Raw genomic sequence first — 25,702 nt, forward strand, 5'->3', positions numbered from 1 at the left:
GAGCGATCAGCGATGACCCTGCGTTTCTTCGCCATCCCGGCCTGCGACCCCGTGGCGGTCGAGGCCGAACTCAACCAGTTGCTCGCCGCAAGCCGGGTGCTGACGATCGATCGGCATTTCGTCGCCTGCGGCGAGTCGTCGTTCTGGGCGGTCTGCGTGCGGATCGCCAGCGGCCCGGGTCCGCTGCCGCAAGCGCTGAAGGCCGATCAGGGCAGCGCCCGCCGCGTCGATTATCGTGAAGTGCTCAGCGAAGCCGATTTTGCCGTCTTCGCCAGGCTGCGCGAACTGCGCAAGAGCATCGCCGAGGCCGAAGGCGTTCCGTGATACGCGGTGTTCACCAACGAGCACCTGGCGAGCATGGTGCGTGGCAAGCTGAAGACGCTCGACGCGCTCGGCCGGATCGAGGGGGTGGGGCCGGGGCGAGTCGATCGCTATGGCGCGCGCTTTCTCGCGCTGCTCGAGCAGGCGCTGGCGCCGGCGTGAGCAGCGCGCATGCAGCGCCAGGCGATCACCCTCGCAGCACTTGCCGAGCGCAGGAATCTCGAACTCGCGACCTGGAAGGCGGCGCGCGGCAAGAGCAGCCGGCCGGCGGTGGCGCGTTTTCTCGATCGGCTCGACGAAAATCTCGACCGGCTTGCGGCCGACATCGTGAGCGAGCGGGCGCCGCAGGGGCGCGCGGTCCGGTTCACGATCCACGACCCCAAGCGGCGGACGATCCACGCGGCGTGTTTCGCCGACCGCGTGCTGCACCATGCGATTCTCAATCTGGCCGAGCCGCGCCTGGAGCGGATGCTGGTCGATGGCTGTCACGCCTGCCGGCGCGGCAAGGGCGTCCATTCGGCGGTGGCCGCGGTGCAGCAGAGCTTGCGGGCATACCCGTGGTTCGCGCAGGTCGACATCGACGCCTATTTCGCGTCGATCCGTCACGACCTGCTGCTCGAACTGCTCGCCCGACGCTTCAAGGGCGAGCCCTTCCTGCGCCTGCTGGCGCGCATCCTGACCTGCGGGGCGACGGCTGGAGCAGGCGTCGGCCTGCCGATCGGCGCGCTGACCTCGCAGCACTTCGCCAACGCCTTCCTCGACAGCGCCGACCGCCTGCTGCTCAGGCAACCGGGTTGCGGCGGGCTGGTGCGTTACATGGACGACATCGTCTGGGGCTGCACCAGCCGGCAGGCGGCCGCGGAGAGCGTCGCGCTGCTTGCGGCGCACCTGGCGGACGAGCGCGCGCTGAGCCTGAAGCCGCGGCGGCGCATCGCCCGCTCGGCAGAGGGGACGCAGTTCTGCGGCTTTCGCATCCGGCAGGGCGTCATCCTCGCCAGCCGGCGCAAGCTGGCGCGCTTTCGCGCCGCGCTGCAGCGGATCGAGCGCGTCGCGGCGACCGGCACGGTGGCGGAAGCCGACCTGCAGCGCGCCAACGAACTCGCTCTGGCGACGCTCGACGGCTGCCAGAGCCTCGGTTTCCGGCAGCGGCTGTTGGCGGCGTACGAATTTCAGGTATAGTGGGGCAGGGATGTCGGTCACTGCAAAGGAAAGCCACCCGCGTCGTGCGCGGCGGCTCGTGGAACAACGAGGCCAGGAGGCTTCGCTCCGCCTGTCGCAACGAGAGGCACCGCGCCAACCGCAACGACAACCAGGGGTTTCGCTTTGCCCTGAGCTCGATGGAGCCAACGGCATGGACTTGCCGAGAACCATGGACCAGACGCGACGTCCTGCCGGCACGGCTTGCCGTGCCCGCGAACCGCAAGGCGCCCGGGGCGCCGGTAGGCGAGAACGGTGGATGCCGGCGCCGACAGCCCCCCGGGTCGCCGCCTCCGCCTGCCACCGCCCCGCCCGATGAAGCGCGCAGCGCTCGCGACCGGCGCGCACTTTCCGTCCGAAGACGCGCGGCGGCCGCCCGTACTGCCGCCTGCCTGCGCGAGCGCCTGGGGTGACGATGCCTACGGGCTGTGGATCGACGTCGACCTGGCTGGCGTCGTGCAGCGCTGCCGCTGGATCGAACCCGGCGAGTTCATGATGGGCTCGCCGGAAGACGAGCCGGAAAGAGTTGAAGACGAAGGGCCGCGCCATCGCGTGCGCCTGACCACCGGCTTCTGGCTCGCCGACACCGCCTGCACACAGGCGCTGTGGCTGGCGGTGATGGGCGGGGACAATCCGAGCGCTTTCCAGGAAGACGCGCGCAACCCGGTCGAGAACGTGTCGTGGGATGAGGTCAGTGGGGCCGGTGGTTTCCTGCAGCGCGTGGCTGCGCTGGCGCCCGGCGTCGTCGCGGAACTGCCGACCGAGGCCGAGTGGGAGTACGCGTGCCGGGCGGGCAGCGAAACGCCGTTCCATTTCGGCGCGACGATCAGCCCGGAGCAGGCCAATTACGACGGCAACCATCCGTATGCGGGAGGCAGGAAAGGCGAGTTCCGGCAGAAGACGGTGCCGGTGAAGTCCTTTGCGCCCAATGGCTGGGGTCTCCACGAGATGCACGGCAACGTCTGGGAGTGGTGTGCCGACGGGCTCCGCGAGTACGCTGACGAGACGGTCGAGGATCCGCGTGGCCCGGAGGGCGACGCCACCCGCGTCGTGCGCGGCGGCTCTTGGTTCGTCGGGGCCTGGGGGCTTCGCTCCGCCTACCGCCTCGGGGGGCTCCGCGACTACCGCGACGACTTCCAGGGGTTTCGCTTTGCCCTGAGGTCCACCAGCCAAGAGCAGGAGGCAGGCGCGGAGCGCCTGCCTGCGGCAAGCGGGGTCACGCGGGACGCGTGACCCCGGCGGCGACCTGTCCCGGTTGGTTCCGGCACTGCTGAACCACGTACCACCGTTGCATGATCGGCTGCGGTTGGCTCGTATCCCTTCGGCGCGCGGCATGATCCTGGCCGGCAAGACCACATCGTGCCGGAAGCGGCCGCTCGCATCCCCCCGTCGTCTGCAGCCGCGAGAACAATCAGTCCTGCAGGGTGCAGTCCGGCAGGAGGCTCCCCTGCATCACGCTGCCAACAGATCGTGCAGCCGGGTGGCTGTCTGCTCCGGCACCTCCACGGCCTCGAAAAGAGAAGCCGGGTAGAGAAAGTCCTCGCCGGAGTCGTCGATGATCCGCAGCATGCTGTGGCTGTCCGCCGGGGCAAGCACTTCATAGAGCCGGCCGAGGGTCAGGTCATCCGTCGAGAACTCGCCAAATCCTTCGCGAGACAGGCAAACCACAAACCTCATAGCCATTCCTTTATCTTGAGTTTCACCTTGCCGATGCCATGCGCCTCATACCAGTGCAGCTCGGCCCTGGCGGTCGTTCCATCAAGCAGACGCACCGTGGCGATCCCCTTCTTCTTCCGCCAACAGCCAACCCCGTATCGCTGCCGCAGCAGGGCAAGCTCCCGGATGCCACTGCCTTCGGCGATGGTCTGGACATCCACGATCCTGCCGACAATACAGAATTCCATCGCCCAATGCTACTCCGATTCCCGGACTTGCCAATGCCTTTACGGGGACAGTATGTGAAATTCCCGCGGCTGCCTGCTGCCGCCTGTCAGCGTCACCACCCTGACGCGGTGAGCTGGCACGCCGACATGGGTGCAAACAGGCGAGTCTGGTATTCTGTCGCTCCGATCGTCTTTGATCGCTCCCCATCCGATTGCTGATGCTCCACCTCATCCGACTGCCGAAGTTTCCTGTCGTGGTCGACCTGGGCGACAGATTGATGCACGCGAGAACGCGGGCGCAACTCGAGGCCAGGTTGGTGCAGACGAAGCTTGTCGGCAACGAGCGCAGGCGCATCATCGATGCCGCAGCCGAAGGATTCCTCTTCGATCCGGAGCGCAAGCTGATCGTGCCGAGCGTCAGCATCAGGCGGTGGACGAAGCAGCAGATCATCGACCTCTACAACCAGAAGCGGCAGGCTGGCACGCCCGAGCTCGGCAATGCCTCCCTGGGCAACCGGAGCCTGCAGCGGATCGTCCTTGAAGTGGTCGAGTTGCTGGCCCGACGCTGAATCCTGCATCGAGTGATGGGTGCAGCATGCTCGATTCCCGGGAGCATGCCGTCGCTTCCCCGGATCCCTGGATCCTGTCCCATTGCTTTTCGACCCCTTGCGGAGGACTGTCGTTTGCAGTGATGATCCGGGTTTCGCTGCTGGTCAGCCCACTCACGTTCCTGGTCATCCCTTCCCGTTCGTGTTGATGCGACTCGTTCGGGAGCCGGCAACGCGCCCTTCATGCGCCTCGTCCTTGTCCTCGCAGCTCTGCTGCCTTCCCTGCCCGTGCTGGCTGCGGTGCCCGTCCTGCGTGCGCCGGAGGAGGTGCGCGCCCTGCTCGCAGAACACCTCGAGATTGCTGACGTCGCCGATCAGCCGGCGGAAGTGGCGTTCGCGCGCCGGATGCAGCGCGAGGTCGAGAAGCTGCTGGCGACCGAAGGATATTTCTCGCCGCGTGTCAGCCTGCGTCGCGAGGGCGAGGAACTGCTCCTCGTCGTCGATCCCGGGGAGCGCTCGCTGATCGCCAGCGTGCGCATCGACATCAGCGGCGAGATCGATCCCGTGCGCCGGCAGGAGCTGGTCGATGGCTGGAAACTGAAGGTTGGCCAGCCGTTCCGCCAGGCCGACTGGGACGCTGCCAAGGAGTCGCTGCTGGCCGGCCTGCTGGCAGTCGACCACGCCGGTGCGCGCCTGCAGCAGAGCAGCGCCGAGGTCGATCCGGAGACGCTGCGCGTCGAGCTGGTCGTCGTTGCCGATGCCGGTCCGCGCTACCGCTTCGGCGAACTGCAGATCAGCGGTCTGCAGCGCTATCATCCCGCCCTGGTGGCGCGCTTCAACCGGACCGTCAAGGCCGGCGACGAGTACCGCGAGGATCGCCTGCTGGCACTGCAGGCCGCGCTGCAGAGCACGCCCTACTTCTCGTCGGTGAGCGTCGCCCTGCAGCGCAGCGATGACGATGGCGAAGCAGCCGACGAAGCCGGCTGGGTGACGGCTCCCGTACTCGTGCAGTTGCGCGAGCGCGCACCGTACGAGATCACGCTCGGCGCCGGTTACAGCACCAACACCGGCGCGCGTGTCGAGGCGGCCTACCGCAACAGTGACTTTCTCGGTCGCGCCTGGCTGCTGCAGACCGGCGCCCGCATCGAACAGCTGCGCCAGTCGGGCTTCATCGACGTCTTCCTGCCGCCCGACGAACAGCAGCGGCGTGATGGCGTCGGCACCGTCGTCGAGCATTCGGACATCGAGAACCTGGAACTCCATCGCTTCGCCATCGGCGCGATGCGGGTGCAGAAGCTGGGCAGTGTCGAGCAGCTGCTGAGCCTCAACTGGCAGAGCGAACGGCAGGCGCCGCAGGGCGCACCGGCGGTCACCAACCAGGCGCTGACGCTGCAGGGTGGGTGGACCTGGCGACATGCGGCGGATCCGCTCGATCCGGCCGAAGGGCTGTCGTTGCAGTTCCAGATCGGTGGTGGCAGCAAGCATCTGCTGTCCGACCAGAGCTTCGTTCGCACCTACCTGCGCTACAGTCAGGGGGTGCCGCTCGGTGCGCGTGACGCGCTGCTCTTTCGCGCCGAGCTGGGGGCGACCTTGGCCGAATCATCGAAGGGGATTCCGCAGGATTTCCTCTTCCGTACCGGCGGCAGCAATTCGGTGCGCGGTTACCCTTACCTCAGCCTCGGCGTGCCGGAAGGGTCGGCGATCGTCGGCGGCCGTTACCTGCTGGTGCTGAGTGGCGAGTACACGCACTGGCTGACGCCGACGTGGGGAGCCGCCGCCTTCATCGACGCCGGCAACGCGGTCGACGACCTGCAGGCGATGAGCCTGGCGGTGGGTTACGGCGTCGGCGCGCGCTGGCGCAGTCCGGCCGGGCCGCTCGGCATCGATCTCGCCTACGGCCATCGGGACAGCTCGCTGCGTCTCGGTTTCTCGCTGGCGATCCCCTTCTGACGACCGGCGGCAGCGACAGGCGACGATGACTCGGGAAAGCGACATCTCTCCATCCCCGGTACCGACACCGGCTGCGGGCGAGGCGCCGCCGGCCGGCACCGCGCCGCCGGCAGCGCGGCGTCGACGTCGCGGCTGGCTGCCGCTGTCGCTCCTGTTGGTGCTGTCGCTCGTGCTCGCCGGCTTCGTCGCGCTGCTCGGCAGCGAAGGCGGCCTGCGGCTGGGCTGCCGCTTGCTCGAAAGGCTTTCTGGCGGGCAGCTCGTCGTCACGGCGCCCGCCGGCACCCTCGCTTCATCGTTCACCCTGGCGTCGCTGCACTGGCGCAGCGAGACACTCGATGTCCAGGTGCAGGGACTGCAGCTCGACTGGCGGCCGGCCGAGCTGCTGCGTGCCCGCCTCGCCATCAGCCGGCTCGCCGCCGACAGCTTGCGGGTGTCGCAGGCGACGAGCAGCGATCCCGTCGTCGTCCCCGAAAGCCTCGAGCTGCCGCTGGCGTTTGCCATCGAGAAGCTCGAGATCGCCGTCATCGAGCTCGGCGACCACGCCCACCCCGATGGCCAGGCGGCGACGATCGCCGAGTCGTTGCGGGCCGGGCTGGCGAGCGACGGCGGCGTGCACCGGCTGCTCGGCCTGCACGCCCGCGCCGGCGGCCTGGCGCTCGGCGGCAACGCCTCGCTGGCCGCGGTGCGACCCTTCGCGCTGCAGGCCACGGCCGGCATCGAGGGCGAGGCGGCGGGCCGCGCGCTGCGCTTCGAGCTGAGCGCCGAGGGAACGCTCGATGACTTCGTCGTGCGTGGTGCGGCGCGAGCGCTGGCCGCGGCGGCGGCCGACGACTTCGCCGGCGAGCTCAACGCGCGCATCACGCCCTTCGCGCCGCAGCCGGTCGGCGAGGCGGCGCTGCAGCTGTCGGGGGTCGACCCGGCGGCGTGGATCGCCGGTGCGCCGCACGCCGATTTCGGGCTGCAGATCGACCTGCTGCCCGTCGCGGACTCGTCGCCGGCCCTGCAGGGCAGGCTGCGTGCGGTGAACCGTCGCCCGGGGGCGATCGATCGCGATTCGTTGCCGATCGAGTCGCTCGCCGCCGACCTCACGCTGGCGGCGGACGGGCTGCGCCTGGGCGACATCGACCTGCGCCTGGCGGGCGGCGGGCGGTTGCGCGGCAGCGGCGCGCTGCACGACTCCGAGCTGTCGCTGACGCTCGCCGCGAGCGCGGTCGACGCAGGCGCACTGCATGGCGGCCTGCAGCACACCCGCCTGGCCGGCCCGCTGCGCGCCACGCTCGGGCTGCACCGGCAACTCGTCGAGGCCGACCTGCGCGACCCGCGCTTCGCCCTCGACACCAGGCTGGCGATCGACCCGGAGCAGGTCGCCGTCGAGCGGCTGCGCCTCGCTGCCGGCGACGCGCGGCTCAGCGCCAGCGGCACGCTGGCGCTGGCGGGCAGCGGCAGCTTCGCGGTGCAGGGGCAACTGCGGGAATTCGACCCGCGCCGCTTTCTCGCCAGGCTGCCGACCGCGCGCATCAACGCCGAGTTCTCCGCGCGCGGCAGCAGCAGGCCACAAGTTGCCTTGCGCCTCGGCTTCCAGTTGCGCGACAGCCGCTTCGCCGGCGAGGTGCTTGCCGGCGGCGGCGAGATCGATCTGGCGGCGGACCACCTGCGCCAAGCCGATGTCGAGTTGCGTGCCGGCGCCAACCGCCTGCTGGCGAAGGGGGCCTTCGGTGCACCGGGTGAGCGCCTGCGGTTGAGCATCGCGGCGCCACGCCTCGATCCATTCGGCCCGAGCGGCGACCTCGCCGGCGAAGTCGTCATCGGCGGCAGCATGCGGGCGCCGGAGGTGTCCGCCAGTCTGCAGTCGCAGCGACTGGCCTGGCCTGGCCTGGGTCAGCTGCGCGGACTCGAGGTCGACGCGCGGCTCGCCGCAGGTGAGCACGGCGCGCTCGGCGGCAGGCTGCGGCTGGCCGGCTTCGATCTGGCCAGCGGCGAGGCGGCGGTCACCGCGCTGCAGATCGAGGCCGACGGGCTGCGCAGCCGGCATCGCCTGCGCGGGCGCTGCGAGGTGGCTGGCCGGCGCGCCGTCGAACTGGCGCTCGAAGGGGGTTTGAAGCCGGGCAGCTCGGTGCCGGTCTGGACTGGCGCGCTGCAGGAGTTCAGCCTGTCCGCTGCCGGAGGACGGGCGCCGCCCTTGCTTCGTCTGACAGCGGCGATGCCGCTGCAGATCAGCGCGGACAGCTTCAGCGCCGGTCCCGGCGATTTCGCCGGCGTCGACTGGTCGGCGCGCCTGCAGCGGGCGCGTTACGACGGCGGCGTCTGGCAGACCGCCGGCAGCCTGCGCGCGTTGCCGGTGGCGGCGATGCTCGCCGAGTTCCCGGAAGTCTTCGCCGCTGCCGCCGCAGCGGCGGTGCAGGTCGATGGCGAAGCGTTGCGCATCGATGGCGAGTGGGATCTCGGCAACGGTGGCCGGGCGGCCGGCGTGGCGGCGCGGCGGTTGCCGGGCGGCAGCCTGCGGCTGTGGCGTGCGCGCGGCGATCTCGCGGTCGGCGCGCTGCCGCTCGGCCTGGAGGAGGGCGTCCTGAGCCTGCAGGCGGGCGACGGCAAGATCGACCTGCGGCTGCAAGTGCGTGGCAAGCGACTCGGCGAGGTGAACGGCGAGCTCAGCGCGACGAGTTCCGCCGCCAGCCTGATCAACCGTGCGGCGCCGTGGCGCGGCCGGCTGCGGCTGAACATGCCGGACCTGGCGTGGGTCGGGCCGCTGCTCGGTGCCGGCTGGCAGCTCGGCGGCCAGCTCGCTGGCGAGGCGCGGCTCGACGGCAGTCCGGCGCAGCCGCGCGTCAGTGGCGAGTGGCGCGGCGACCGGCTGGCGGTCCGGGCGCTCGATCAGGGGATGCGTCTGGAACGAGGCAAGCTGCTGCTCGAACTGGCGGTCGGGGCAGACGGCGAGCAGCGCCTGAAAGTCCGGGAACTGAGCTTTGACAGCGAACAGCAACCGATGCCGCGCGCCCTCGCAGTCGCTCCGGGAACCGATGTCGCCGAGCTTGGAGGCCGGCCGGGTCGGCTCGAGGCGAGCGGCGAACTGCGCCTGGGCAGCAACGACGGCGTCCTCAACGTTCGTGCCGAGCGCCTCGGCGTGACGCAGCGTGCCGACCAGTGGACGCTGCTTTCCGGCACCGCCGAGCTGAAACTCGCGGCCGGCATGCTCGACGTCGCCGGCAAGCTGCGCTTCGACGCCGGCTTCTGGCAACTGGCGAAGGCGGGCGCGCCGCAGCTGTCGGACGACGTCGTCGTCCGGCGCCCCGGCGGCTCGGCGAAGAAGGACGCGGCGCCGGTCCGGTTGCTGGCCGTCGACCTCGAGGTGGACCTCGGGCGGAACTTCCATTTTCGTGGCGCCGGAGTCGAGAGCAGGCTCGTCGGCACGGTGCGCCTCCAGTCCGACGGCAGCGGCATACCGCGGGCGACCGGGACGATCCGCACCCGCGGCGGGGTCTTCGACGCGTACGGGCAGAAGCTCGATATCGAGCGCGGCATTCTCAATTTCCACGGCCTGATCGACAACCCCGGACTCAACATCCGCGCCGTGCGGGCCAACCTGCCGGTCGAGGCCGGCGTCGAGGTGACCGGCACCGCCAAGCGGCCGATCGTGCGCCTGGTTTCCGACCCCGAGGTTCCGGATGCCGAGAAGCTGTCCTGGCTGGTGCTCGGACAGGGCCTGGACCAGCAGGGCGGCAAGGATTCGTCGGTGCTCCTGGCGGCGGCGCAGACGATCCTCGGCGGCCAGGACGGTGGACCGCTGAAGGCGGTGCAGCAGCAATTGGGGATCGATCAGTTCGGCATCAGTTCGGGGACGCTGAGCGGTTCCGGACGACCGTTGAGCAGCCGGATTGCCAGCAGCAGCGGCTTCGGCAGCAGCGACACGACCACCGACCAGATCGTCAGCATCGGCAAGCGCCTGTCGTCGACGATGCTGATCAGTTACGACCAGTCGCTGAGCAACGCCGGCAGCGTCGTCAAGCTGACCGTCAGCCTGGGCCGGAACCTGTCTCTGGTCGGTCGCGCCGGCACCGACACCGGCTTCGACGTGCTGTGGAACCATCGCTTCGGGCGTTAGCCGGTGGCGTTCCCGCCGCTGCGCGCCGGCGGCAACCGCGAAATTTCCAGGGGTCTTCAGAAACTGGAACCCGGTTGCTTCAGGAACTCCACTTCTGCTGCGGAGGATACGCGACCGAGAATCTGATTGCGGTGCGGATAGCGACCGAATCGATCGATGATCGCCTTGTGGCGCAATTCAAACCGGTGGTTTTCGGGCCGGGCGAAGCGCTTGAACAAGGCCTCTGCCTGAACATGGATCAGAGCAGACTCGCTGTGCATGTAGGGCATCAGCAGGAAGGAGCACTCCACCTCATCCAGAGCCTGCAAGGATCCGGCCGAAACCGCTTCCTGTGACAGGACCAGTGCCTGCGGATCCTGGGCAAACGCCTGTGCCGTACCGCGGTGCATGTTGCGGGAAAACTGGTCGAGGACGATGACTTCGGCCAGACGGCCTCGCGCGCTGCTCCGCCACGCAAACAACTCCCCTGCTGCCGCCTGCTGCAACAGCGTGAGAAACCGGGCCCGGAGACGATCATCAAAGTCAGGATCGACGACCCACCATTGCCGGGGTTCGATTTCCCTGAACCAGAATGTCAGAACTTCATCGTACATTTCCGCTCACGACGCTTTCTCGAACAGACTGCAACACCGCGCATGCGCATTCGCCACCGCGTTTGCGGCAGGGACGTGGGGTAATCGACGCGGACACCCGGCCAGGCAGCGCTCGCGGGACACCCGCAGACGTGGCCGGCAAATCCGCGAGCCATTCTACCCGTAGTCGATGCAGGCGCGGATCCTGGGCAGTCGATTTCGCTCCTGCAACATCAGCGCATGGATCGGGACGCGCTGGCCGTCGATCTCATCCTGGAGCAGCGCCACCACCTCGCCGCGGCGAATCAGTGGCGCGGCCAGCAGGTCCATGAGTCGGGGGAAGCGTCGGTACAGGCCGTCGAGGCTGGGTGCGATGACGGTATCCGCGATGACCAAGCTCATGCTCACGCGCACCCAGCCGCTCGGCCCGCTGACTCTGCGGCCGGGGTTTTCGTCCTCCAGAGCGCGTCGGCTCGTCAGCGCCACCGGGACAACGACCGACGGGGTGTCGAAATTTTTTACACAAGACGCCGACCTGGCCGGCGGCGTGGCAAGGATTTCTCTCGAAAACAATGGCTTGCCGTTTTATGTATTCTCCTGGAATGGTTTTTGCTTCCACTTCATTGGTGTGGGAAATGGGGCGGAGGAGAACCGGTAGTTGCATCCGATCTCCGGCCGCGTGTTGAGTGGTTGGGAGGAAGCCAAGGAGAGGTGGATGGAACGTAGATCGAGTCCGCGATCGTTGAAGGCTCTGGCGATCGCAACTGCAGTGGCAGCAACTCTGGTTTCACCGGTGGCGGATGGGGCAGGGACCGCTCTGGCGCCTGATTCGAGTTCAGCAACCATGATGTGGGTCGTTTGATGGCCATGAGCGAGATGGAGAAATCCATGAAAACACCCTTTGCACCTCTAGTAGCCGCGTTCGCAGTGGCTGGCACCGCATTTTTCCTGGCTGAGCCAGCCGTGGCGGAGATCGTCAGACACAATTTCACGGGAACCGTAACGTATGTATCTGGGGCGCCATTCGGACTGCCTCCAAACCCTGGTGACCCGGTGACAGGAAGCATCACTTACGATACGAGCCTACCACCTGCGTGGAGTGGCGCCGAAGCCGCTGGCTACATCCAGCAGCCCCCCAGTGGAATGTCAGTGGTCATTTCAGGCGTTACCATACAAAGTCAAGACTATGCTTCCTTCCAGGTCATAAACGGGTCTGGCTTCTACAATTTGAATGGGTTTTTTACACCAATTTCGGTGGGCGGGGTGTTACAGGAAAATTGGAGTTCTATTCTTTTTAGTTTGAGCGAAGTCAATCAATCAGCGTTCGTTGGCACCGCGTTGCCACCATCGCTCAATGGCGCAAGCTTCAGTCAGCGACATGGGAGTGTTCTTGACGCAGAGAGCTTTGGGTCATTGGACTTCTCCATTGACGCTATCGAGACCCCGCCCAGTTCGATTCCAGAACCTGCCACGATCGCCCTTCTCGGCCTCGGCGGTCTGGCCGCTGCACGCAGGCGAAAGCAGTAGTCGGCAACGCCTGAGCCCAAGCTCTCGTCGGCGGCCTGTCCCCGCGACCCGCTGGAAAGACTGTGGACAAGCGTTGTACAGGCGGTGGAGAAACGCCGCCGAGCGGCTTCCGGCAAGGAACGTGCTACAGTGCCGAACATTTGGGCGGCAGGGTCTGTTGCCGGCGGCGATGCGGCGCGCGGCGACGACTTCGCAGCACGACCGGCACCCGCCGCTGCCGCGATTGCCGTGGGGACTGCCTGATGGCTACCGAACTGCTCTTTCGCGACGACGCCTACCTGCAAACGGCCAGCGCGCGCGTCACGGCGCTGCACCCGCAGGGGATCGAACTCGAGCGGACGATCTTCTACCCGCTCGGTGGCGGGCAGGTGGGGGACACCGGTTTCCTGGTGCGCGGCAGTGGCGAGCGCATCGCCATCGTCGATACCCGCCGCGATGCCGCGCTCGATGCCGTCCTTCACCTGACGGCCGCCGGGGCGCAGCCGCCGGAAGTGGGAGAACTGCTGACGCTGGCCATCGACTGGCCGCGCCGGCATCGGCTGATGCGCCTGCACACGGCGCTGCACCTGATGTCCTGCGTCGTCGTCGCGCCGGTCACCGGCGGCAACATCGCCCCCGATCGCGCCCGCCTCGACTTCGACATCGACATGAGCCTGCTCGACGCGCAGCGCATCGAGCGCGAGATGAACGCGTTGATCGGCCGCGGAATCGAGACCGAGACCGTCTGGATCAGCGACGACGAACTCGCTGCGCGACCCGATCTCGTCAAGACGATGAGCGTGCAGCCGCCACACGGCAGCGGACGTGTCCGTTTGCTGCGCATTCCGGGAATCGACCTGCAGCCCTGCGGTGGCACGCACGTCAGGAACATCGCCGAGATCGGCGGCATCCGCGTGCTCAGAATCCGCAACGAAGGCCGGCGCAACAGGCGCGTCGAGATCGCACTCGTCGACTGACCGCCTGCGCGCCGGCCTCGTGATTGGCGAGGCCGTAGCCCCCGGGGATCGGAATGGTCGCCGATTGGTCGTCGCGTCGGATGATTCATTACGGCTGCCGCCGCCGTGCGGCGGCAGGCCGCGAGCTTGCGCAAGGGAGTAGAATCCGCTGCTGGCTGCCCCTTTTCGCTGCGCGCGAAGTGCGGGCGGCAGCCCGTTCCATACCCCGGCTGCAAGAGGAGGAGCCTGCGTGTCAAACGCCACCCAGCTGACGATCGCACCGGCACCGGTGCGGCCCGCGTGACGAGCGCTTTCGTCGTCGCGCCACTGGTCGCCCTGGCGGTGCTCGCGGGCGGGCTCGCCGGCACCTTCCTGCGCGACCGGCTGCCGGGCCGCCATCTCGACGAGGACACGAAGTGGATGGTGCGGATCGGCATCGGCTTCCTGTCGACGCTGGCGGCGCTGCTGATGAGCCTGATCATCTCGGCCAAGATGCAGTCCTTCGATGCCGTTTCGCGCTCGGTGGCGACGGCCGCGGCGCAGATCGTCGGCATCGACGCCAGCCTGCGCGAGCTCGGTGCGGCGGGCGATGCGGCGCGCGCCCAGTTGCGCGCGCTGGTCTCGGCCGAGGTCGACCGCCTGTGGCAGCATGCTCCGTCGCCGGCGAGCGATGCGCGCGGCTATCACCCGCTCGAGCGCACGCTGCGGGCGCTTTCGCCGGCGGGCGCGGCCGAGCAGGCGGCGCGAGCCAGGGCGCTGCAGCTGACCAGCGAGCTGGCGCATGCCGGCGGCCTGGCGAGCAGCGAGAGTGGCAGCACGACGACCGTTCCGTTGCTCATCGTGCTGCTCCTCTGGCTGGTGATCATCAGCTTCGGCATCAACCTCTTCGCGCCGGCGAGTGTGCCGATCGTCGTCGTCAATCTGCTGGTGGCGCTGTCGATCGCCGCGGCCATCTTCCTCATCCTCGAGCTGGACCAGCCCTACCACGGCCTGATCGGTGTTTCCGACGCGCCGCTGCGCGCTGCCCTGCAGCAGCTGGCTTCATGATGGCCAGCGACAGCCTGCCGGTGGCGGCGCAGGTTCCGGCCGCCAGCGCCGCCGAGGAGACGTTGCTCGCCTGCCCCGATTGCGACCTGCTGCAACGGCTGCCGCCCCTGCCGCCCCACCATGCCGCGTCCTGTGCGCGCTGCCAGGCGCCGCTGTGTCGGCACAAGCCGGACTCGCTCGAACGGACGCTGGCGCTGGCGCTGGCTGCCGCGATCCTGCTGCTGATCGCCAACGTCGTGCCGATGCTCGGTCTCTCGGTCGCCGGCCGCGAGGCGTTCACCACCGTGCTGGGCGGCGTCGTCGAGATGTGGCGCGAAGGTAGCCAGGTGGTGGCGATGCTCGTCCTCTTCGCCGCCGTCATCGCCCCGGCTCTGGAGATCGTCTGCCTGTTGCTGGTGGTTCTCGCCGTGCGCCATCCACCGGCGCCGCACTGGGTGGCGACGCTGCTGCACGGCTACGAGTTCGTCCGTGAGTGGAGCATGATCGAGATCATGCTCCTCGGCGTCCTCGTGGCGCTGATCAAGATCGCCGAGCTGGCCACGGTGATTCCCGGGCTGGCCCTGTTCGTCCTCGGCTCGCTGGTCTTTCTGCTGGCGGCGATGGCAGCGGCCTTCGACCCGCGCGTCGCCTGGCAGCGGATCGAGTGGGCTGCCGGCCGCGGCCCGGATGGCATCGCCGGGGGGCGGGGATGAGCACCACCGCGGCGAGTGCACGCTCACTCGGCTGTGCCGGCTGCGAAGTCTGCGGCCTCGTCGTTCGCTTGCCGGTGCCTGCCGGCGCGGCGTTCTGCCCGCGTTGCGGCGAGCGGCTGCACAGCCGCCTGCCGGCGAGCCTGGAGCGGACGTGGGCGTTGACCATCGCCGCGCTGCTGCTTTACATTCCGGCCAACCTGCTGCCGGTGATGACGACCAACACGCCGCTCGGCGCCGTCAGCGACACGATCATGCAGGGCGTCGTCGAACTGTGGTCGCCGACGTCGTGGCCGCTGGCGGTCGTCGTCTTCGTCGCCAGCGTCACCATCCCGCTCGGCAAGCTGATCGCCCTGGCCTACCTGCTGCTGACCGTGCAGCGTGGATCGGTGCGCTCGAACGGGCAGCGGGTGCGCCTCTATCGTCTGCTGAAGTTCATCGGTCGCTGGTCGATGCTCGACGTGTTCGTCGACACCTTCGTCGTCGCGCTGATCCAGTTGCAGCCGCTGATGTGGGTCGAGCCGGGCGCCGGGGTGCTCTATTTCGCCGCTGTCGTGGTGGTGACGATGGTGGCGGTGAACAGTTTCGACCCGCGGCTGATCTGGGATCTGCCGCAACAGGAGAAGCACGCGCATGGCTGAGCAGCACGACGCGCCGCAACATCCGGAACTGCCGCTGGCGCAGGTGACGGCCAGGAAACGCGGCCGCCTGTCGGCGGTCTGGATCATTCCGATCATCGCGGCGCTGCTCGGCGGCTGGATCGCCGTGCAGAAGCTGCTCGCCGAGGGGCCGACGGTCGAGATCGGCTTCAGCTCGGCGGAAGGGCTCGAGGCCGGCAAGACGACGGTGAAGTACAACGGTGTCGACGTCGGCCGCATCGAATCACTCAAGGTGTCGCCCGACCGGCAGCGCATCCTCGCCAGTGTGCAGATGGCGCCCGAGGCGCGCGACTGGCTGGTCGATGGCACCGCCTTCTGGGTCGTCCGCGCACGCATCGCCGGTGGCAGCGTCAGCGGTCTTGGAACGCTGCTGTCCGGTTCGTACATCGGCATGCAGATCGGTACCGGCAGCGAGCGGCAGCGCTCGTTCACCGCGCTGGAAGTGCCGCCGGTCGTCGCCAGCAACGCGCAGGGACGCTATTTCAAGCTGCAGGCGAGCAGCCTGGGGTCGCTCGACTTCGGCACGCCGATCTACTTCCGGCGGCTGCAGGTCGGTCAGGTGGCATCGTACGCGCTCGACGAAGACGGCCGCGGGCTGACGATCCGGGTTTTCGTCAACGCACCCTACGACCGTTATGTCAAGGCCGAGACACGCTTCTGGCAGGCGAGCGGACTCGACTTCTCGCTCAATGCCGACGGTCTCGACGTGCGCACGCAGTCACTCACATCGATCCTCGTTGGCGGCCTCGCGTTCGATACGCCGGCAGAGAACGCCGACAACGATCCTGCGCCGGCGGACACGGCCTTCGAGCTCTTCGACGACCAGGAGACGGCGATGAAGGCGCCCGAGCGGGGTTCGCTGCGTTACGTCCTCTATTTCGACGAGTCGGTGCGCGGGCTGGCGGCGGGCGCGCCGATGACCTTCCTCGGCATGCCGATCGGCGAGGTCGTTTCGGTGCGGCTGGAGGTGGACCGGCAGAAGAAGGACGTCGCCGTGCGCGCGCGCGTACTGGTCGCGGCGTATCCGCAGCGCTTCCTCGACATCCTGGCGGATCCGCAGGTCGTCACCGGCGGCAGGACGGCGATCACGCAGCAGATGCGCCAGCAATTGATGGACGGGCTGGTGGCGCGCGGGCTGCGCGCCCAGTTGCAGCCGGGAAGCCTGCTCACCGGCCAGTTGTACGTCGCGCTGAGCTACGTGCCACAGGCGACGAAGGCGAAGATCGACTGGCGCAGCGATCCACCGGTGTTTCCGTCGGTCAAGGGCAGTTTCACCGACATCGAGACCCGCGTGACGAGCATCCTGGCGAAGATCGAAGGCCTGCCCTTCGAGGCGATCGGCAAGGATCTGCAACAGTCTCTGGCGACGCTGGCGAAGACCCTGCAGGATTTCGATGCGCTCGTCAGGCGCTGGGACGGCGAGCTCAGCCCCGAGCTGGCGAAGACCCTGGCCGAGGCGCGGCGCACGCTGGCGGCGGCCGAGCGGAGCTTCGACGGCGCCGGCAAGCTGCTCGCGCCCGACTCGCAGACGATGACCGAGTTGCAGGCGACCGTCGTCGAACTCCGGCGCGCGGCGCAGTCGATCCGGGTGCTGGCGGATTATCTCGAGCGCCATCCGGAGGCGCTGGTGCGGGGCAAGAGCGAGGAGACGCAGGAATGATCAAGGCGCAAGCAGCAGCCATTGTCGCACTCGCCCTGGCCCTGCTGGCGGGCGGTTGCGCGTCGCCACCGTCACGCTTCCATGTGCTGGCGGCGACGGCAGTCCCCGATGCGGGCAGCACGGTGACGAGCGACGCGGTGATGGTAGACCGCGTCGCCATTCCGGCGGCAGTCGACCGGCCGCAGTTCGTCGTCCACCGGGGGAGCAACCGGGTGCTCATCGACGAGTTCAACCGCTGGGCGGAGCCGCTGCCAGAGGGCATCACGCGCACGCTGGCGGAGAATCTCGCCGTACTGCTCGGCACGCCACGGGTCGTCAGCGGGCCGCTTGCGGCGAGCTTCGACCCGGCGTACCGGGTGAGCGTCGACATCCAGCGCTTCGAGTCGATCCGCGGACAGGAGGTCTTTCTCGACGCCGTCTGGGTCGTGCGTGGGTCGTCTGCCGGCGCTGCCGCGACGAGTGGTCGCAGTGCCGTGCGTGAAGCGGTGGCGGGCGAGGGCGCCGATTACGAGGCGCTGGCGGCGGCGCACAGTCGGGCGCTGGCCGGACTGAGTCGCGACATCGCGGCGGCGATTCGCGCCGCGGGTGGCCGCTGACGCACAGGGAGCCGCGGCGACGCGGCGTCCGGCGGCGCGGCGCCCGGCGGCGCGCGGTGGCGCTTGATGTAGAATCGGCGCCCCATGAACGCCCCGCACGCAGCAGACCCCGCGGCCGCACCGCGCGGCCTCTTCACCTGGCGCAAGCACTGGGCCAGCCGTTTCGGAATTGCGCCCTTCCTGCCGATGTCGCGCAGCGAGATCGACGCGCTCGGCTGGGACTCGTGCGACATCATCCTGGTCACCGGCGATGCCTACGTCGATCACCCGAGCTTCGGCATGGCGCTGATCGGCCGCCTGCTCGAGGCGCAGGGTTTTCGTGTCGGCATCATCAGCCAGCCGGACTGGCGGTCGGTGCATGCCTTCCGCACCCTCGGCCGACCGAACCTGTTCTTCGGCGTCACCGCCGGCAACATGGATTCGATGGTCAATCGCTATACCGCCGATCGCAAACCGCGCTCCGACGATGCCTACACGCCGAATGGCGAAGCGGACCGACGGCCGGACCGGGCAGTGGTCGTCTATGCACAGCGCTGTCGCGAAGCCTTTCCCGGCAGCAACGTGGTGATCGGCTCGATCGAGGCCAGCCTGCGGCGCATCGCCCATTACGACTACTGGTCGGACAAGGTCCGGCGCTCGGTGCTGCCGGACGCGAAGGCCGACCTGCTGCTCTACGGCAACGCCGAGCGGGCGGTGGTCGAACTCGCGCACCGCCTGGCAGCCGGCGAGAAGATCGGTGACATCCGCGATCTGCGCGGCAGCGCCTTCATGGTGCCGCGCGGCTGGCTGCCCGGCAGCGGCTGGAACGAGATCGACTCGACGAAGGTCGATGCGCCCGGGGTGCTGATCCGCCACGCCGATCCCTATGCCGTGACCGTCGCCGGTGCCGGTGGCGTGGCCTGCAGCGGGAGTGGTGGCGAGGCGGGCGGCGAGGCGGCGGCCGGCGGTGTCCGTGTCGTCCAGTGGCACCGGCAGTCGCATGCGCGGATGCCGAAGCTCGACCGCGCCCGGACGGCGATCCGCCTGCCGTCGTACGAGCAGGTGGCGGCGGATCCGGTTCTATATGCACATGCCTCGCGCGTCCTGCACCTCGAATCGAACCCGGGCAACGCGCGCGCACTGGTGCAGGCGCATGGCGAGCGTGACGTCTGGCTCAACCCGCCACCGATTCCGCTGACCACTGCCGAGATCGACGGCGTCTTCGCCGCACCGTTCCAGCGGCGGCCGCATCCGGCCTACGGCGAGGCGAAGATTCCAGCCTTTGAGATGATCCGCTTCTCGGTCAACATCATGCGCGGCTGCTTCGGTGGCTGCACCTTCTGTTCGATCACCGAGCACGAGGGGCGGATCATCCAGAGTCGTTCCGAGCAGTCGATCCTGCACGAGATCGAGGAGATCCGCGAGCGTACGCCCGGCTTCACCGGCATCATCTCCGATCTCGGCGGACCGACGGCCAACATGTACCGCCTGGCGTGCAAGGACCGGCGGATCGAGTCGGCCTGCCGCCGGCTCTCATGCGTCTTTCCGGGAATCTGCGAAAACCTGGATACCGACCACACGCCCTTGCTGCAGCTCTACCGCAAGGCGCGCGCGCTGCCCGGCGTGAAGAAGGTCCTGATCAGCTCCGGCCTGCGCTACGACCTCGCCGTGCGCGATCCGGCGTACGTCCGCGAACTCGTCCGACACCATGTCGGCGGCTACCTGAAGATCGCCCCGGAACACACCGAGGAGGGACCGCTGGCGCACATGATGAAACCCGGAATCAGCTCCTACGAGCAGTTCCGGCTGATGTTCGAGAGGTTCTCGAAGGAAGCCGGCAAGGAGCAGTACCTGATTCCCTACTTCATCGCCGCGCACCCGGGAACCACGGACGGGGACATGCTCAATCTCGCCCTCTGGCTGAAACGCAACAACTTCCGTCTCGACCAGGTGCAGACCTTCCTGCCGACGCCGATGGCGCTCGCCACTGCCATGTATCACAGCCGCCGCAACCCGTTGCACCGGGTCGGGCAGGGCTCCGGCAGCGTCGAGACCGCTCGCGGTGCCCGCCAGCGTCGCCTGCACAAGGCCTTCCTGCGTTACCACGATCCCGGCAACTGGCCGCTGCTGCGCGAGGCCCTGCGGCGGATGGGGCGTGCCGACCTGATCGGCAACGGTCGCCAGCACCTGGTGCCATTCACGCAGCCGCACGGCAGCGGGTCGCAACGCATTGGGCCGCTGCAGTCGCGGCCGGTCAGGCAGAGGTCGGCCGGCACGTAGCCGGTGCGGTGGGGTCTCCTGTCACTGAAAGGTCCACCATGTCGATACAGGTTTTTCTCGGCGGCGCTTGCGGAACGACCACCTGGCGGGCGGATGTCGCCATCCCGCTGTTGCGTGCGGCCGGTGTCAGCTTCCACGACCCGCAACTGGCCGACGGCGAGTGGACCCCGGCCCATCAGTACGCCGAAATGGAAGCCCGCTCCGCCGCCGATGTCTGGTTGTTCGTCGTCAACGAATCCACCTGTGGCGTCGCCAGCGTGGCGGAGTGCGCCTACCGCATCGGCCAGCGCGGCAGACTGGCTCTCGCCCTGACCGATCTCCCCGCTGACGCGGTACTGCATGGCAGGAGGCTGGCGCGCCGGGAGATCGACGACATCAACCGTGGCCGTGTCTTTCTCCGCGCCATGGCCGAGAAGCACGGCGTCGCGGTGTTTGCCAGCGTCGCCGATGCGACGGCACACGCCATCGAGCTGGCGCGGCAGGCGGCAAGGGAACTCAACCTCGACAGGCTGACGACCGTGTTGCGGCGGGTCTCGGTGCCGGGCTATTCGTTCATCCCGGAAGCCATTGCCGGGCATCTCAGCGTGCGCATCAGCAAGGCGGAATGCGACTCCCGCACCGGCGCCAGCGAGACCATGCTCGGGCGCCGCTGGCTGATCGAGCGCGAAGCGACGCCGGACGAAGTGGTGCGGACGCTCCTCAAGGCGGCGCTCACCTGGGAGGAACACGAGTTGCGCGAGCGTTTCCGAGTCGACGACAGGTTGGTTTTCGACCCGCATTTCCAGCTTCCGGTCGATGCCGCATCCGGTCACCCTTGACGCGGCGGCGATGGCCGCGGGCGCGACTGCTCGCGCGGCCTTCGTGCGCGGGCTCGGCGCGGCGTGCCGCGACGAGGGCTTCCTGCTGCTGCAGAACCATGCCATCCCGGCTGATCTGTGCACCGCGGTTCTCGCCGATGCGGCCGCTTTCTTCGCTCGTCCGGCGGCGGACAAGGAACGCCTGCACATCAGTCATTCGACGAATCATCGCGGCTTTTCGCGGATGCGGAACAGCCGCGACTGGCGCGAGCAGCTTCATTTCGCGTGCGAGTGGCCCGAGGGCGCGTGGTCGCCGGGCAAACCGGACCACTACCGCCTTGCCGGCGGCAATCCCTGGCCCGATGACGTGTTTGCGGACACGCTGTTGCGCTACATGGCAGCGGTCCAGGCGCTCGGTTTCCACTTGCTGGACGCCCTGGGCGAATGGCTGGGCCTGCCACGCGGGCACTTCGAAAGGCTCTCCGACGAGCCGCCGTATCTGCTGCTGAAGCTGATTTCCTATCATGTCGAGCCCGGAGGAAGCCGGCGCAACGGCGTCGCCGCGCATTGCGACTGGAGCTGGATCACCATCCTCCTGCAGGATTCGACCGGTGGACTCGAAGTGCAGGATCGCAACGGCGACTGGTGGCCGGTTCCTGCGCAGCCGGAGATGCTCGCGGTCAACGTCGGGGAATTGCTCGAAATCCAGAGCCGCGGTCATTTCCGGGCGGCGCCGCACCGCGTCATCAGCCCGTTGACCCGCCACCGCGTTTCCGTCCCGGCCTTCATCAATCCGCCGCTGGACGCCCGCATCGAGCCGCTGCCCATCCCGCCCGGGCCGCTTGCGCCGCAAGCCCCGGAAAAGGAACACATCCACCGGGTAGTGCCGCTGGGGGCAGCCTGCGAAGCCTTCGTCTTCGGCGACAGCGAGTGGCGGCGGAAGGGACTGGGCGGCTGGTGCCACGACCCCCGATGCCTATTGCGATGCCTATTGCGGTGACAGTATACATAACTGTCGGATTTTCCAGCGGTCGCTAACCGTCGCCCGAGAAGTGTGATCCTCGCCCGCGCACCCGCGTCCACCGGCAGCCGCAGTCGTCGGCGATCGGATGCGCGTCGGCCAAAGGCACCGCCGCGCGCGGGTCTGACTGCGGTGCGGCAGCGGCATCAGCCGGCGGCCCGGATTCCCGGGACCTCGACGACTGCCAGCGCTGACGCCGGCGGCTCTTCGATTGCCCGGACGAGTGCCCGGGTCATCTGCTCCAGACTGACCAGGCCGAGGCGCTCGGCAGCCTCGCGCCAGTGCGGAACAGACGCCGCCAAGGCGTAGAGCGGCGTCAGGATGAGCGGCCAGCGATGCCCCGGGCCAACGACGTACCACGGACGCAGGATCGTCGCGCGCACGCCGCTGCCGGCGATCGCCACCTCAGCGGCGGCGCGGGCGGCGACGTAGGCGCGCATCACCGGTGCCGGCTGCGCTACGCTGACGTAGACGAGGTGGGAGATCGCGGCCCGCGCGGCCGCGTCGACCGCCGCGCGGACCGACGCGAGGTCGACCGCTTCGAATTCCGCCGCCTTGGCCGGGTTGGGATGCGCCGTACCGACCAGATGAACCAACGTGTCGCCCGCGTGCAGGGCGCTGGCGATCGAGTCGCTGTCGAGCGCGTTGCCGACGATGAGCTCTGCACCGGGCGCGGCGCGCCCCGCTGTGGCGGCACGCACCACGAGCCGGACGTGGTGCCCGCGCGTGAGCAGTCGCTTCGCCAGGGATGTGCCGAGATAACCGGTGCCGCCGGTCAGTACCACGGCGGCGGACGTCGCTGCCATCGGAGTGGCGACTGTCGATGCAGGTCGAGTCAGCGTCATCAGCCAATCCATCGTGGGCGAGAGGGGCCGGGGGCCAGGGTCGCCGGATGCGAATCCTTCCCTGCCATCCATACGCAGCAGGGGTGCGTCCGGATGCAGGCACCGGCGTCGTCGCTGCTGCCGCATCGCGACGGCTGCCGGCAATCGGCGACTGTTGGCTCGCGGCGGACCATCGCGCGGCCGGGTCCTCAACTCCCCATGTCGCGGAACGGCCCGGAGTCCTTCCTGCGCAGGGCGTGGACCCGGGCCAGGCCTCCGCGCGCGGTCTCCCGGTAACTCGCCTTTAGGTCGCGGCCGGTTTCCCACATCGTCCGGACCACCTCGTCGAAGGAGACGAGGTGGTGACCATCGGAGAGCAGGGCGTAGGCCGCGCAGTCGACCGCGCGGACGGCGGCGATGGCGTTGCGTTCGATGCAGGGGATCTGAACGTAACCGCCGATCGGGTCGCAGGTCAGGCCCAGATGATGTTCCAGCCCCATCTCGGCCGCATACTCGATCTGCCGCACCGAAGCGCCCAGGAGTTGCGCGGCGGCGCCGGCCGCCATCGCGCAGGCGGTGCCAACCTCGCCCTGGCAGCCGACTTCGGCTCCCGAGATCGACGCGTTGCGCTTGACGATGTTGCCGATCATGCCCGCTGTCGCCAGCGCGCGATGTATCTTCCCGTCTGGCAAGCGCGCGTTCCGCTGCAGGAAGAAGAGGACCGCGGGCAGCACCCCGCAGGCACCGCAGGTGGGCGCCGTCACCACCTCGCCGCCGGCGGCATTTTCTTCCGATACGGCCAGCGCATAGGCAAACTGCAGGGCTGTCTGGCCGAAGTAGCCGGAGAGGCTCTGCGCGCGGGCGTGATAGGCGGAAGCCTTGCGCGGCACCTTGAGTTCTCCGGGCAGACGCCCTTCGGCGTTCAGCCCGGTTGCAATCGTCCGCTGCATGCTCTTCCAGACGCTGGCGAGGTAGGGCCAGATCGCCGGCCCTTCGTGGCGGTCGACGATCTCCCAGATGCGCAGCCCTTCACGCTCGGTCTCTTCGAGTATCGCGTCCATGCCGGCATGGGGGTAGATCTCGCAGCCGCCGTCGCTCTGCCCGTCCTCGTCGAGCAGCGCGCCGCCGCCCACGGAGTAGGTGACGCGCGTCGCCAGGATCCAGCCGCTGCCATCGAGCGCCTCGAACCGCATCCCGTTCGGGTGACGCGGCAACGACTGTTCAGGTAGCCAGACGATATCGACCGGTGTCGGCGAGAACGGCGCGCTGACGGCCACGTCGGTCAGGTGGCCCCGACCGGTGGCCGCCAGCGCGCCGTAAAGCGTGACGCGCACGCGTGCAGCCGTCGGGTTGGCGGCGCTGAACGCCGTCGCGGCGAAACGCGGCCCCATGGTGTGGCTGCTCGAGGGGCCGAGGCCGATGCGAAAGAGTTCCTGCAGGGATTTCATCGGTCTGTGGTGCCTCCCGCTCGTTGCACGAAATCGTCCACCAGCCCACTCCCGGAGAGTGGTGCCGACGTGTGGTCGTACCTCCACCGCGGTCCGTGCCGCCGACGCGAAAACGACCTCCGCGACCAGCGGCCGCCTTCGTTGGCGGCTGCCGCATGCATCGTGGTCTCCGTGGCGGCTGTCGCAGCGCCGCTCAGCGATGCCTGCACGGACCACGAGCCGTCTCCGCCGAGGCCGTGCGCGGCACTGTCGGTTCGCGCTCGCCGGCAAGACCGGCGCACGCCGGGCGCGGTGGCGCAGCGGGTCGCCGACGGCAACGGCGCACGTTCATGGTCAGCGCGAAGCCCTATTCAATATACTGTCACCGGAATCCAGTATGCTGTCCCCGTTCAGCCGGAGACCAGGACGAAGCCCCAGGTGCCGAGGACGTAGATCAGCAGGGCGGCCCACGAATCGGCACCGAGTCCCCAGTAGCGCCGCGGGTGGCGCAGCAGGATGCCGGCCACATACACTGTCGTCATCACCAGCCCGATCATGCCGATCCACGCGTTCGCGCGTCCTTCGTGCGTCAGCACGGGTTGCCCGGCGAGGAGGTCGGCGAGGACGAAGAGAATGAGCTGGAAGGCGTTGCCGCCAAAGATGTCGCCGAAGACGAGCGTGTAGCTCTTCATCTGCACGCCGGTGACGGCGGTGCTGATCTCCGGCAGGGCCGAGGCGAATGCCAGGACGGTCGCGCCGAAGAGTACGCCGTTGATGCCCATCAGATCGGCCAGGCGGTCGCCGCTCTGCTCGAGAACGACGCCGGCGATCAGCGTCACCACCGAAGCGGCGACGAAGATCACCACGTTCCGGGCCGTGCTGGCATTCTCGAGGGCATTGCCCTTGCCCGCTCGATCGATTGCCGCTTCCGTCGTTGTCGTGGCCGGTTCGGCAGGGATCACGAGATCCATGTCCTTCCGGTCACGACAGCGGGCAAGAGCCAGCATGCCGACCAGCCAGACGACGAAGATTGCGATGCTCCCGACGCCGATTGGCCCGACTGCGGCGGAGGCGGGAAGCAGTCCGCTCATCACGGTGATGCCGACGACGGCGATGACGAGAACGCCCTCGAGTGCCGGGAGCAGCGATGCCGAGACGGTGGACAGCGGGCGCGAGCCGGTGACGAAGCGGTCGGCAATGACCAGTACCAGGGTCTGCATGGCGACGCCGCCGATCAGGTTCCCGGCGGCGATGTCCAGATGGCCACTGGTGACCGCGCTGATCGTGATTGCCAGTTCGGGCAGAGCGCCGGTGATCGACAGCAGGACCATGCCGCCGATCGTCTCGCCGAGACCGAAGCGGTCGTCCAGCACGTCGGTCGCCCTCGCCAGCCAGACGCCGGCGATCCAGGTCGCGACGGCGGCGGCAGCGAAGACGAGCAGAAGGGCGGGAATTCCGAGCTGGTTCATTGGCAGTTTCCTCACGGTTTGGTTGTTGTTGGTGGTGGAGGGTGACGGGTGGCGCTGTCGCGCCGCCCCAGGCGTTCGGTTCGCCAGGCCGATGCTGTCAAAGTCGCGTGGTCTCGCGGCATGTGGCGTCGCCAATCGTCGCCATGGAGCCGGCCATGGCTACGGCTGGCGCCTGGTCGGAGACGCGAATGCATCGGCTTCACCGCTCATCCGGTTGGCGGA

25 protein-coding genes are annotated in these 25,702 nt (G+C 68.5%); 18 read left to right on the forward strand and 7 right to left on the reverse strand.

Annotation, left to right across the window (positions count from 1 at the left end):
- Window positions 1–12 precede the first annotated feature (12 nt).
- The 4 genes from NFW30_RS05275 to NFW30_RS05290 all read left to right on the forward strand — a co-directional run bounded on the left by NFW30_RS05275 (window position 13) and on the right by NFW30_RS05290 (window position 2,751).
- Window positions 13–324 (forward strand): hypothetical protein, encoded by a 312-nt coding sequence (locus NFW30_RS05275; protein ID WP_295352763.1) that lies wholly within the window; start codon window positions 13–15, stop codon window positions 322–324.
- 6 nt (window positions 325–330) lie between these two features.
- Window positions 331–483 (forward strand): HRDC domain-containing protein, encoded by a 153-nt coding sequence (locus NFW30_RS05280; protein ID WP_295352766.1) that lies wholly within the window; start codon window positions 331–333, stop codon window positions 481–483.
- Window positions 484–492: 9 nt separating this feature from the next.
- On the forward strand, window positions 493–1,500 hold the full coding sequence (locus tag NFW30_RS05285; protein ID WP_295352769.1) for a reverse transcriptase/maturase family protein: 1,008 nt from the start codon (window positions 493–495) through the stop codon (window positions 1,498–1,500).
- 273 nt (window positions 1,501–1,773) lie between these two features.
- Entirely contained in the window at window positions 1,774–2,751 is a 978-nt protein-coding gene (locus NFW30_RS05290) for a formylglycine-generating enzyme family protein (protein WP_295371823.1), read from the forward strand.
- Window positions 2,752–2,970: 219 nt separating this feature from the next.
- Here NFW30_RS05290 and NFW30_RS05295 read toward each other — a convergent pair whose 3' ends face one another.
- Both NFW30_RS05295 and NFW30_RS05300 read right to left on the reverse strand, forming a co-directional pair.
- Window positions 2,971–3,195 (reverse strand): hypothetical protein, encoded by a 225-nt coding sequence (locus NFW30_RS05295; protein WP_295352774.1) that lies wholly within the window; start codon window positions 3,193–3,195, stop codon window positions 2,971–2,973.
- The gene (locus NFW30_RS05300) at window positions 3,192–3,422 is read right to left on the reverse strand and encodes a hypothetical protein (RefSeq protein ID WP_295352777.1); all 231 of its coding nucleotides are present in this window, start codon (window positions 3,420–3,422) and stop codon (window positions 3,192–3,194) included. Before NFW30_RS05300 ends, NFW30_RS05295 begins: the two co-directional genes overlap by 4 nt.
- A 197-nt stretch (window positions 3,423–3,619) precedes the next feature.
- Here NFW30_RS05300 and NFW30_RS05305 point away from each other — a divergent pair, with 197 nt between their 5' ends.
- The 3 genes from NFW30_RS05305 (at window position 3,620) to NFW30_RS05315 (ending at window position 9,998) form a co-directional block, all read left to right on the forward strand.
- Window positions 3,620–3,970, forward strand: a complete 351-nt coding sequence (locus NFW30_RS05305) for a hypothetical protein (RefSeq protein ID WP_295352780.1) — start codon at window positions 3,620–3,622, stop codon at window positions 3,968–3,970.
- 222 nt (window positions 3,971–4,192) lie between these two features.
- On the forward strand, window positions 4,193–5,899 hold the full coding sequence (locus NFW30_RS05310) for an autotransporter assembly complex family protein (RefSeq protein ID WP_295352783.1): 1,707 nt from the start codon (window positions 4,193–4,195) through the stop codon (window positions 5,897–5,899).
- A gap of 25 nt (window positions 5,900–5,924) precedes the next feature.
- Entirely contained in the window at window positions 5,925–9,998 is a 4,074-nt protein-coding gene (locus NFW30_RS05315) for a translocation/assembly module TamB domain-containing protein (protein ID WP_295352785.1), read from the forward strand.
- 56 nt (window positions 9,999–10,054) lie between these two features.
- On the opposite strand, the gene NFW30_RS05320 is transcribed toward NFW30_RS05315, so the two are convergent.
- Window positions 10,055–10,591, reverse strand: coding sequence for a DUF924 family protein (locus NFW30_RS05320; RefSeq protein ID WP_295352787.1), 537 nt, complete (start codon window positions 10,589–10,591; stop codon window positions 10,055–10,057).
- Between the two features lie 156 nt (window positions 10,592–10,747).
- The gene (locus tag NFW30_RS05325; RefSeq protein ID WP_295352790.1) at window positions 10,748–10,972 is read right to left on the reverse strand and encodes a hypothetical protein; all 225 of its coding nucleotides are present in this window, start codon (window positions 10,970–10,972) and stop codon (window positions 10,748–10,750) included.
- Between NFW30_RS05325 and NFW30_RS05330 the strand changes: the two genes are divergently transcribed.
- The 11 genes from NFW30_RS05330 (at window position 10,959) to NFW30_RS05380 (ending at window position 21,739) form a co-directional block, all read left to right on the forward strand.
- Window positions 10,959–11,228, forward strand: a complete 270-nt coding sequence (locus tag NFW30_RS05330) for a hypothetical protein (protein WP_295352793.1) — start codon at window positions 10,959–10,961, stop codon at window positions 11,226–11,228. The genes NFW30_RS05325 and NFW30_RS05330 overlap by 14 nt on opposite strands.
- Before the next feature lie 209 nt (window positions 11,229–11,437).
- A complete protein-coding gene (locus NFW30_RS05335) occupies window positions 11,438–12,097 on the forward strand; it encodes a PEP-CTERM sorting domain-containing protein (protein WP_295352796.1) in 660 nt (219 codons plus the stop codon).
- Window positions 12,098–12,339: 242 nt separating this feature from the next.
- Window positions 12,340–13,053: an alanyl-tRNA editing protein gene (locus NFW30_RS05340; RefSeq protein WP_295352799.1), complete on the forward strand. Its 714-nt coding sequence runs from the start codon at window positions 12,340–12,342 to the stop codon at window positions 13,051–13,053.
- 279 nt (window positions 13,054–13,332) lie between these two features.
- The gene (locus NFW30_RS05345; protein WP_295352802.1) at window positions 13,333–14,079 is read left to right on the forward strand and encodes a hypothetical protein; all 747 of its coding nucleotides are present in this window, start codon (window positions 13,333–13,335) and stop codon (window positions 14,077–14,079) included.
- A complete protein-coding gene (locus NFW30_RS05350; RefSeq protein ID WP_295352805.1) occupies window positions 14,076–14,771 on the forward strand; it encodes a paraquat-inducible protein A in 696 nt (231 codons plus the stop codon). The genes NFW30_RS05345 and NFW30_RS05350 overlap by 4 nt, the downstream gene beginning before the upstream one ends.
- Window positions 14,768–15,409 (forward strand): paraquat-inducible protein A, encoded by a 642-nt coding sequence (locus NFW30_RS05355; protein ID WP_295352808.1) that lies wholly within the window; start codon window positions 14,768–14,770, stop codon window positions 15,407–15,409. The genes NFW30_RS05350 and NFW30_RS05355 overlap by 4 nt, the downstream gene beginning before the upstream one ends.
- Window positions 15,402–17,087, forward strand: coding sequence for an MlaD family protein (locus tag NFW30_RS05360; RefSeq protein WP_295352810.1), 1,686 nt, complete (start codon window positions 15,402–15,404; stop codon window positions 17,085–17,087). Before NFW30_RS05355 ends, NFW30_RS05360 begins: the two co-directional genes overlap by 8 nt.
- A complete protein-coding gene (locus tag NFW30_RS05365; RefSeq protein WP_295352812.1) occupies window positions 17,084–17,683 on the forward strand; it encodes a PqiC family protein in 600 nt (199 codons plus the stop codon). The genes NFW30_RS05360 and NFW30_RS05365 overlap by 4 nt, the downstream gene beginning before the upstream one ends.
- Window positions 17,684–17,767: 84 nt before the next feature.
- Complete coding sequence (locus NFW30_RS05370; RefSeq protein WP_295352814.1) at window positions 17,768–19,942, forward strand: YgiQ family radical SAM protein; 2,175 nt, start codon at window positions 17,768–17,770, stop codon at window positions 19,940–19,942.
- 38 nt (window positions 19,943–19,980) lie between these two features.
- A complete protein-coding gene (locus NFW30_RS05375) occupies window positions 19,981–20,760 on the forward strand; it encodes a nucleoside 2-deoxyribosyltransferase domain-containing protein (protein WP_295352816.1) in 780 nt (259 codons plus the stop codon).
- Entirely contained in the window at window positions 20,738–21,739 is a 1,002-nt protein-coding gene (locus NFW30_RS05380; protein WP_295352818.1) for a 2-oxoglutarate and iron-dependent oxygenase domain-containing protein, read from the forward strand. Before NFW30_RS05375 ends, NFW30_RS05380 begins: the two co-directional genes overlap by 23 nt.
- A 167-nt stretch (window positions 21,740–21,906) precedes the next feature.
- On the opposite strand, the gene NFW30_RS05385 is transcribed toward NFW30_RS05380, so the two are convergent.
- The 3 genes from NFW30_RS05385 to NFW30_RS05395 form a co-directional block, all read right to left on the reverse strand.
- A complete protein-coding gene (locus tag NFW30_RS05385; protein ID WP_295371826.1) occupies window positions 21,907–22,605 on the reverse strand; it encodes an NAD(P)H-binding protein in 699 nt (232 codons plus the stop codon).
- Window positions 22,606–22,793: 188 nt separating this feature from the next.
- Window positions 22,794–24,032: an L-serine ammonia-lyase gene (locus tag NFW30_RS05390; protein ID WP_295352821.1), complete on the reverse strand. Its 1,239-nt coding sequence runs from the start codon at window positions 24,030–24,032 to the stop codon at window positions 22,794–22,796.
- A gap of 389 nt (window positions 24,033–24,421) precedes the next feature.
- The gene (locus NFW30_RS05395; protein WP_295352823.1) at window positions 24,422–25,480 is read right to left on the reverse strand and encodes a sodium:calcium antiporter; all 1,059 of its coding nucleotides are present in this window, start codon (window positions 25,478–25,480) and stop codon (window positions 24,422–24,424) included.
- Window positions 25,481–25,702: the final 222 nt, after the last annotated feature.

The organism is Accumulibacter sp. (genome assembly GCF_023806635.1).
In the GTDB taxonomy this organism is placed as follows: domain Bacteria; phylum Pseudomonadota; class Gammaproteobacteria; order Burkholderiales; family Rhodocyclaceae; genus Accumulibacter.